Consider the following 8829-nt stretch of genomic DNA (forward strand, 5'->3'; position numbering starts at 1 on the left):
CAACGGTACCGGCGGGGACGCCGGTAACGGTGGCGATGCCGGCGGCGGCGGGGCTGGCGGGATGCTGTACGGCGACGGCGGGACCGGCGGCGCCGGTGGGGCCGGTGGTACCGGCGGCCTCCAATCCGGCTTCTTCAACGGCAGCAAAGGCGGGGATGGCGGCAACGGCGCCAGCGGCGGCGACGCCCAGCTGATCGGCAATGGCGGGGCCGGTGGCGCCGGCGGGGCCGCCGGTACCGGCGGGACGGGCACCGGGTCGACCGGCGGTGGCGCCGCCGGTGGCAAGGGTGGGACGCTCTTCGGCCTACCCGGGGCGCACGGATAGCTGGCGAGCCCCCAAGCCCGTGACACACTGGACGCATGGCTGCGCTGTCGGCGGTGGTGTTCACGCTGAGCGGGTGGCTCGGGCTGTACCTGTTGGCCCGTGATCCACGCAAGCCGGTGCTCGCGCTAGCGGCGATCGGGCTGTGCGGTTTCGCGCTGGTAGTGGCCCTGGACGCGGTGCGGACAACCAGCGCTGCGCACGCCCAGCTGCTCAGCCAGATCGAGATTTACCTTGTAGCTATCCCTGGCGTGGCGTGGTTCGCGGTGCTTGTGGAGCTGTCCCGGCCGTGCGACAGCTGGCGGGCGCGCACCGGCGAGCTACTGCTGGTCAGCGGAGCCGGCGCGGTGGCCCTGTTCGGCGCGGCGATGGCCGGCAGCGTCAACGGCCCACTGCGGGCGGGCCACTGGGTGATGTTCGCAGTGATCTCGATATCGACGCTTGCCGCGATGGCTTTTGCCTTGCGGCGGCCGGCTCAGCCCGCGTCGGTCGCCGGCGTGGTGGTTGTTGCGACGCTGTTTTTCTCGCTGAGCAATGCCATTCTGATCATTCCGTTGGGTCTGCTGCCCAGCTGGCTGGCCCTGGCGTCGACGGGATTCGACGTGCTGGCACTCGGCGTCGCGGTTGCTCTTTGGGACGCCTTCGACGAGGGCCAGGCACTGCGCGCCGACATGCTGCGCTCGTTCGCCGGCTCGGTGGTGGTGGCAGTGCTCTTCGGCGGCCAGGCGTTGATCGGTTTGGCGGTAACCCACAATGCGCCCGCCGCTCGGACTCCGCTGACCGTGCTGCTGTTCACCAGCCTGGCGGTCGCGATCACGGTGCAGGTGCTGGCCGACCCGCTGGCTGGGCTGCTGGACCGGCTGGCGTTCTCGAGGTCCCCCAGGTTGCGCGCCGACCGGGCCGCGCTGCGGCACACCGGGGCAGCACTGCCGCTGCGGTCGGACAATCCGCTCGACGACGTCGACGACGACACCTTTGTCCGGCTCACCCGCCGCGCGCTGGGCCACTATGGTGACCTGACCAAACTGGTCGCCAGCCCGCTGACCGCGTTGCCCGTGATCGATGAGCGGTTGGCCGCCCGCGGCGCACCCGACCACCCGGTGGAGCGGGCCAACGAACTCAAGGCAGTTCTCGCCGACGGCATCGGGCGACTCAAGCCACGCGACGGCCGCGAGTTCGGGACGACCGAGCAGTGGCGCTACTACAACTCGCTGTACTTCCCCTACGTCGTCGGCGTGCGAGCGTACGCACAGAACGCGACCGCCGCCGGTTTGGATCCCACGGCGCGGCAAGCTTGGCAGTGGTTGGTTACCGAGGTGCCGCAGCGCTCGCTGCACAACTGGCAAAACGCCGCGGCTCGGCTCATCGCCGCCGACTTGCGCGGACGGGTGGCCGTTTCCAGCGACTGACACGAAAATTGAGGTGACCACAAGTGGTGACCCGGTTGATGGTGGGTTACGCGGTTTGGGTGAGTGGTTCGAGTATGACTCGGTATCCGAGGGTTTCGAGTTGGTTGATTGCTCGTGCCTTGGTTTGAGCGGGTTGGCGTGCGGTGTAGTAGTTGGGCCCAGGGTCGCGGTAGAAGTCGCCGTTGATGAGCAGATTCCAGGCGGCGATCACCATGGCGTGTTCGACGGCGACGATGGCGCGCATCGGGCCGCGTCGGGTGGCGATCCGGTGGTACTTCGCGGAGAAGTAGGTGTTCTTGGAGCGTGCAACCGAGAGCGCCGCGATCCCGAGAGCGCCCTTGAGGTAGCGGTTGCCGGGTCTGGTCGTAGTGGATTTGACTCGTCCGGCGGACTCGTTGGATCCCGGTGACAGACCCGCCCACGACGCCAGGTGCCCGGCGGTGGGGAACACGCTCATGTCCGCACCGGTCTCGGCGATGAACACCTCAGCCACGATCCGGGAAGCCCGGGATGCTCGTCAACAAGTCCCGGGCCGCTCGAAAAGGCTGGATCGCTTCCTCGATGCGGGCATCTAGGCGGGCGATGTCGGCGTTGTGGGCGTCGATGCGATCCAGAAACAGTCGCGTCATGAACGCGTGGTGGTCGGTGAACCGTCCGGTCAGCGCCTCGGTAAGGGCCGGGATCTTCGACCGCATCCGGCGTTGGGCCAGATCGGCGAGCACCGCCGGGTCGCGCTGCCCGCCGATCAGCGCCTCGAGCATCGCCTTGCCGGACACACCGGTGATCTCGGCGGCCACCGAGGATAGTTTGATGCCGGCGTCTTCGAGCAGTTTCTCCAACCGTTGCACCTCCCGGGTGCGTTCGCGGGTGATCACGGTGCGGGTGCGTGTCAGATCCCGCAACGCCCGGATAGGCGCTGGCGGCACGAACGACGCCTTCACCAGGCCGTGCGCACCCAGATCGGCCAGCCACGCCGCATCCGACACGTCGCTCTTGCGGCCGGGCACGTTGCGTACTTGCGCCGCGTTGACCAGCACCACGTTCAGTTCATCGTCGAGCAGGTAGTAGAACGGTTTCCAGTCGGGTAGCTCCGGCGCGTCGCCGCGCCGGAGCCCCCTAAGAACCGGCCATGCCCGCTTTCCAAGCAACCGGCTCAAGCAAGCCCCGAAGGCTCCTCAGTCGGGATAGCAGAGTGCTGGTGCACGCCAGTGCGGTCTGGATGACGGCCTCGGCAGTGTGTGTGGATGAGGCGGAACGCGGTGTAACCCAATGACTCTGGCCCCGAGTCGACGATGATCGCCTGGTGGCGGATCGCCTTAGCGGTGGCAGTGATCCACTGCTCCCACTCGTCGGGGTGTTGCGGCTCGACCTCGGCATGCAGCAGTAGCTGGCCACAGAGCGGGCAGCGTCCGCGCTGCAAGCGAATCAGTCGCGCCCGCGCCCGGGCCAGCGGGGGTCTCCCGCGGCGGCGCCGGGCCGCCCAGTAGTCGGCCAAGGCAGGGTCGTCCGGGGACGCCCAGCCCTTGACCAGGGTGTGCCGGGTGATCGCCGTCCAGGCGAACTTGACCAGGTAGGCGCCGCTGTCGCGGTCACCGAATACCCAGCGGTCGCGCCTCGACGGGTGGAACGCGCCGAAGTAACGGGACACGATCCAGCGCCGACCCTTGTGCGGATGGGTGAATCTGGCCCACTTGTCAGTGAGCTTCCACACGTGATCGTCGAGCGCATCGAACACCCGGGCCGACACACAGTGTCGGTAAAAGGCTGACCATCCCCGGATGATCGGGTTGAGCCGGATGAGCACCATCTGGGCGTTGTGGCCCCGCAGTGCTCGCATCTCGGCGGTCAGCCGTGCCCGGATCCGTTTCACGGCCGCCTTGCTCGGTTTGATCAGCAGCTTGTTGCGGTAGCGGCGGATGTTGAACCCCAAGAAGTCCACCCCGTCATCGAGGTGCACGATACGGGTCTTGTCCTCGTTAAAGGTCAGTCCCCGGGGCCGCAGCCACTCCGTGAGCTGCGCCTTGACCTGGTGGGTCTGTTCCCGCGAGTGGCACAGGGCCAGCAGATCATCGGCGTATCTGATCAGCACCGGGGAGCCCGGCCGCGCCGTTCCGGCATTGGTGCCGGTGCGGATGTAGCGGACTCCGGCGGCCTGTTCCATTCCGTGTAGGGCAACGTTCATCAGCAACGGGCTGATCACCCCGCCTTGTGGGCTGCCTTCCTCGGTCGGTGCGAATCGACCTTGATCGATCAGCCCCGCGCGTAGCCAGGCCGCGATCATTCCCCTCGCGGGGAACGAGCCGAGCTGGGCGAGAAGATGGGCATGATCGATGCGGTCGAACGCGGCGGCCAAGTCGGCGTCGAGCGCCCACACGCGTTTGCAGGTCGCGCCGCGAGCGGTCACGAAGATCGCCTGCATCGCGTCCTGACAGCTACGGCCCGGTCGAAACCCATACGATCGGGACTCAAACCGGGCCTCCCACTCGGGTTCTAATGCATTAACCGTCAGCGCTTGCAGCGCCCGATCGGCAATCACGGGAATCCCGAGGCCGCGCCGTTTTCCGTTGCTCTTCGGAATGAACACCCGCTTGACCGGTCGGGGTCTCCATGTGGTGGTGTCGCGCTGCAGCCAGGTGGCCATCTCGGCCTTTTCCCATCCCGCGAGCACGACCCTGCCGTCGACCCCGGCCGTCTTGCGGCCAGCGTTGAGCTCGGTGACCCGCCGCACGCTCAGCAGAGCGTTGGCGCGGGAGCCAAGCATCAGTTTCTGCAGATTGCGGACCCGCTTGAGGTCCCCCGCCTGCGTCGCCGTGAAGATTCGTCGCCGCAGTCTCCGTACGTCATCCTCAACCCGACGCCAATCCACGGCGTCCCAGTCGATGATCTCGTCCTCAGGTCCGTTCACCGTCCCGGTGTCCAACTTGCCCATCGGTTCTGGAGTCTCCGATCGTCTGGTCATCACAGGCTCACCCGACCCACGTCAGCTCCCTTTCGGGCCGGGCAGCACGCCCGTATCCGACCGGTTATGCGCCAGCCATCCGGCGGAGGAGCCAGATCACGCGGTTGGCGGTTTCCCGTCGCCTTTCGGCGCGTCGGCGTTGGCTTCTTGGGTCATCCTGCGCCCGCTGGGGAGTTGCACCTTCCTCACGGTTGGCCTACCGGACGCATACCGCCGGACCCCAGCGGGGTTGTCATGTTGTGCATGAACAAGATTCGACCGGGCAGGGTGCCCCCTTTCCCCCGGGGACGGTGGTGCGCTCCCGACCGGCGATTCCCCTCCGGCCGGCCCCCGCCGCTTTCCGGCGGCCAGTCCCTACGGCCCCGCTGACACATCCCATCGGCGGGGGTCACCTTCACGAGGCGTCATCAGGGGTTTACTTGCGTTCACCCATCACCCCAGGACGACTGGATGCCGCTCCGGAGCCGGGAAGCACGCTGGCTTCCCGCCAGTCTTCTCCTTGCCCGCAGCCCCCGGATGGAACGGGAACCGCTTCGGCTTTTACCCCGGGCTTCGCACCCCGCAGTTACCCGCAGAGCACGCCGAGGCGGAGACAGGCCTTCGCGCACTGGCCCGAGTACTACACCTACGGCATCAGCCGAACCTCCAAACGGTGCCTCCTACTTCACTCATGCACCCTCATGTCGCACGTAATCGCTGGTGGACTCGATGACCACGCAGCTGACGTTCGCCGCGACCAGATGCTCACGCAACGCCAGGATTTGCGCGGTCGTCGAGCCCCAGGTGGTCACCGTCGCCGACTTCTTGCGTCGACCTTCACCTTGGATTCGGACGCAGACCTTTGCGTCCTTCTTCGAGCAGTCAATTCCCGCGCATCGCGGATGTATCACATCCATCACATGTCGCCTCTCCCGAGATTGTTATCCCCTTGTGCGGGTGCGTGTTCCGGGGAGGGCGGGTAAAACAGGAATCTGACACTCGTGCTCCAAGGCAACATTCCACGGTTCCCGTGGACAAACGATCGTGCCCTCCACCCCAAGCTAGCCTGCGGGCTCACCGGCAACATAGTCCGACCGGGGTCCACCGAAACACCTCTCCAGCATCAACCCGTCCGATCCGGCGGACAACTGCTACCGACCACCCACATGACCGGTGCATGCGCGCAAATTTTCCTCAACCACGGCGGAGCGCAGTCGCCCTGGGCAGCTAGCCTGGCAATGATCGGGCCGCCGGGTCCGTATTTGTCGCTTCTCGACGATGTGAGGGGGATAGCAATGTCTTCGTCGAAACTTCCGCCAGCGAAAGTGGTGCGGGCGATCGAATTTGCTCGACACCACCTCGAACGTCTGCACCGACGCATGGTGCCGCCGCACGTCGCGATGATGGAAATGATCGTGGAGGCGTGGGCGGCGCAGGCGATCACCAGTGCGTCGGACCTTCGCATCGCCGACGCGCTCGCCAAGGGGCCACTGTCGGCCGAGGAGCTGGCCATCGCGGTCAACGCCGATGCGGATGCCGTCAGTCGACTGCTCCGGGCCTTGGTCGGGCGCGGTATTTTCCGGCAACGCCGCGATGGTCGCTACGACTTGACCCCGCTCGCCGACACGCTGCGGAGTGACGCCGAAGTGTCGTTGGCCGGAATGGCCAGATGGGTGGGTTCTCCCCAGCATCGTGAGCACTGGAGCCGGCTGACGCAGGCGGTCCGGACCGGCCGTCCCGTCGTCCCCGAATTGCGCGGTAAGCCCGCGTTCGACTACTTGGCTGACGAACCGGAACTCGCCGAAATCTTCAATCGAGCCATGACGAGCACATCCGAACTGTCGATCGCACCGGTGATTGCCGCCTACGACTTCAGCTCCTACGGGACGATCGTCGATGTCGCCGGCGGACACGGTCGGCTCTTAGCGGCAATCTTGGCTGCCACCCCGGCTGCCCGCGGGGTCCTGTTCGACCTACCTCAGGTGGTGACAGGAGCCCCGGAAGTGTTGCGGGAAAACCATGTCGCCGACCGGGTGCGGGTCGAAGAAGGATCGTTTTTCGACGAAGACATACCCGACGGTGGCGACGCCTATGTACTGAAGAACATCATCCACGATTGGTCCGACGACGACGCGGTGCGCATTCTTCGCAACGTGCGTACCGCCGCGGGTGCGGGCAAGAAGGTGCTGCTCGTCGAGTTCGTAATTCCCCCACACGACCGCGAATTTACGGGCAAGTGGGTCGATCTGGAAATGTTGGTGGTCGTTCCCGGTCGTGAACGCACCGCCACCGAATACGGGCAACTTCTGGACCGCGCCGGCTTCCACATGACGCGGGTGGTCGAAACGGCGTCGCCATACAGCCTCGTCGAGGCAACCGCGGTCTAACCACGCCAATGGGCGCTCGATGGGAATAGCCCGTCGAAGTAGCTGGTCATTGAGGGAGTGGCAGTAATTGGCAGTGCCATGCGTCGATCTGGCAGTGCTGCGACGGCACGCTCAAACGTGTTCGACCTAATCGCCCTCGCAAGGAGAACCGACATGACCGCAATTTCCGGTCCGACAACCCGGCCCCTCAACGACTCGACGGACTCGCTGTTGCGCTTCGCAATGCGCCTCGACGCCACCTTGACCGGACTGATGGGTCTGGTCGTCGCGGTGGCCGCCGATCCGATCTCGAGGTTGACCGGCCTAACGTCCGGCCAGGAATACAGCATGGGCGCTTTCTTCGTGCTGTACGGCCTGGCGGTGTTCTGCCTCGCCGCGTTGCCCAACTTGCGTCGCGCCGGGATCGGCGTCGTTGTGGCAAACATCGTGTACACGCTGGCGGCGATCGTCGCCGCTGAGCTAGTGCCTATGACCGCAACCGGGGTGGCCGCGACGCTGGCCAGCGGTGTGTACACCGCGGCGTTCGCGGGCCTGCAGTACCTGGGAGTGCGCCGACTGGCGGCGTAGCTCCCCTTCCCGCCGATGCGGGGTGGCCACCGCCTGGCGTTGCGGTGCGCGACCCCGCACCGGCCTTTGTTGCCCACGGTCCGAGGTTTGCCAGGCCTGTGCAGAGTGCACACCGGCGTTGCCTGAGCTTGTGCATTCTGCCGTAGCGCCCTCAGCGGAATAGCCCAAGCTACCTGGGCAAAAGCCCATTCAAAAAGCATCGAGCGCGATACCATCTACGTGTTCGACTGGCCGATCGGGGGGAAACCGAGAAGGACAGTAATGGCATTTTTGTTTGCTGCACCGGAGTTCCTGACGCAGGCCGCTGCAGATCTAGCTGGCATTGGTTCGATGCTCAACGAGGCCGCTGTGGCAGCGGCGGCACCGACGACAGCTGTGGCGGCTGCCGGCGCTGACGAAGTGTCGGCGGCCATAGCCGCACTGTTTTCCGGACACGCCCAGGCCTACCAGGTACTCAGCGCCCAGGCGGCACAGTTTCATCAGCAGTTCGTGCAGACAATGGCGGGTGCCGGCAGCACATACGCGGCCACCGAGGCATTGAACGCCGCCCAGAGTGTGCCGCAGGACTTCCTGGGCGTCATCAATGCGCCCACCCAGGCCCTGCTCGGGCGCCCGCTGATCGGTGATGGCGCTAACGGCGGGCCGGGGCAAAACGGCGGGGCTGGTGGTTTGCTGTACGGCAACGGCGGCAACGGCGGTACCAGCACGACCGCGGGGGTGGCCGGCGGCAACGGCGGCGCTGCCGGGTTGATCGGCAGTGGCGGCCTTGGGGGCGGCGGCGGTGCCGGCGCGGCAGGCGGTAATGGCGGCGCCGGCGGGTGGCTATTCGGCAACGGCGGTGCCGGCGGTGTCGGCGGCACATCAACTGCCTTTGGAGTTGCCGGCGGTGCCGGTGGTGCTGGCGGGTCCGCCGGCCTGTGGGGCGCCGGCGGGGCCGGCGGGCAAGGCGGAGACGGCGCGATGGGGACGGTCGGGGCCGGCCGCGGCGGTAATGGCGGCAATGCCGGCGCCGGCGGCCATGGTGGGCTGCTGTTCGGTGACGGTGGGGCTGGTGGCAACGCCGGAAACGGTGGCATCGGCGGAAGCGGTGGGGGCGGTGGCTCTTATACACATCTGGCGCTGGCGGGCGGACTCCCTTGGGAGAGTTCCGGGGGCGGCGCGAGCTGTCAAAAAACAAAAGAGACTCACGACTGAGGTGTGGGCGGT

The 8829-nt window shown here is 66.6% G+C and carries 5 protein-coding genes and 3 pseudogenes; 5 read left to right on the top strand and 3 right to left on the bottom strand.

What is annotated here, in order from left to right; translation table 11 throughout:
• Both MSIMFI_RS27510 and MSIMFI_RS27515 read left to right on the top strand, forming a co-directional pair.
• A partial coding sequence (locus tag MSIMFI_RS27510; protein WP_191500071.1) for a hypothetical protein occupies window positions 1–325 on the top strand: 325 nt, incomplete at its 5' end.
• Window positions 326–360: 35 nt separating this feature from the next.
• Window positions 361–1731 carry a hypothetical protein gene (locus MSIMFI_RS27515; RefSeq protein ID WP_191500072.1) on the top strand — a complete coding sequence of 457 codons (1371 nt, stop codon included), beginning with the start codon at window positions 361–363 and terminating at the stop codon, window positions 1729–1731.
• A gap of 46 nt (window positions 1732–1777) precedes the next feature.
• Here the strand turns inward: MSIMFI_RS27515 and MSIMFI_RS27520 are convergent.
• From MSIMFI_RS27520 to MSIMFI_RS27530, 3 genes and pseudogenes are all read right to left on the bottom strand, one after another.
• A pseudogene (locus MSIMFI_RS27520) lies at window positions 1778–2810 on the bottom strand (IS110 family transposase); the annotation flags it as partial.
• 74 nt (window positions 2811–2884) lie between these two features.
• Window positions 2885–4690 carry a group II intron reverse transcriptase/maturase gene (gene ltrA / locus MSIMFI_RS27525; protein WP_191500073.1) on the bottom strand — a complete coding sequence of 602 codons (1806 nt, stop codon included), beginning with the start codon at window positions 4688–4690 and terminating at the stop codon, window positions 2885–2887.
• Between the two features lie 683 nt (window positions 4691–5373).
• Window positions 5374–5586: pseudogene (locus tag MSIMFI_RS27530) on the bottom strand (IS110 family transposase); the annotation flags it as partial.
• Window positions 5587–5964: 378 nt separating this feature from the next.
• Between MSIMFI_RS27530 and MSIMFI_RS27535 the strand changes: the two are divergent.
• The 3 genes and pseudogenes from MSIMFI_RS27535 to MSIMFI_RS27545 form a co-directional block, all read left to right on the top strand.
• A complete protein-coding gene (locus tag MSIMFI_RS27535) occupies window positions 5965–7056 on the top strand; it encodes a methyltransferase (RefSeq protein WP_191500074.1) in 1092 nt (363 codons plus the stop codon).
• A 153-nt stretch (window positions 7057–7209) separates the two neighbouring features.
• Entirely contained in the window at window positions 7210–7623 is a 414-nt protein-coding gene (locus tag MSIMFI_RS27540) for a hypothetical protein (RefSeq protein WP_191500075.1), read from the top strand.
• 261 nt (window positions 7624–7884) lie between these two features.
• A pseudogene (locus tag MSIMFI_RS27545) lies at window positions 7885–8709 on the top strand (PE family protein); the annotation flags it as partial.
• Window positions 8710–8829 lie beyond the last annotated feature (120 nt).

The sequence above is a fragment of the Mycobacterium simulans genome, assembly GCF_900232995.1.
Classification (GTDB): Bacteria; Actinomycetota; Actinomycetes; order Mycobacteriales; family Mycobacteriaceae; genus Mycobacterium; species Mycobacterium simulans.

Coding starts and splice junctions, on each gene's coding strand:
- MSIMFI_RS27535 (WP_191500074.1), top strand. CDS start 5,965: ATGTCTTCGTCGAAACTTCCGCCAGCGAAAGTGGTGCGGGCGATCGAA.
- ltrA (WP_191500073.1), bottom strand. CDS start 4,690: ATGACCAGACGATCGGAGACTCCAGAACCGATGGGCAAGTTGGACACC.
- MSIMFI_RS27515 (WP_191500072.1), top strand. CDS start 361: ATGGCTGCGCTGTCGGCGGTGGTGTTCACGCTGAGCGGGTGGCTCGGG.
- MSIMFI_RS27540 (WP_191500075.1), top strand. CDS start 7,210: ATGACCGCAATTTCCGGTCCGACAACCCGGCCCCTCAACGACTCGACG.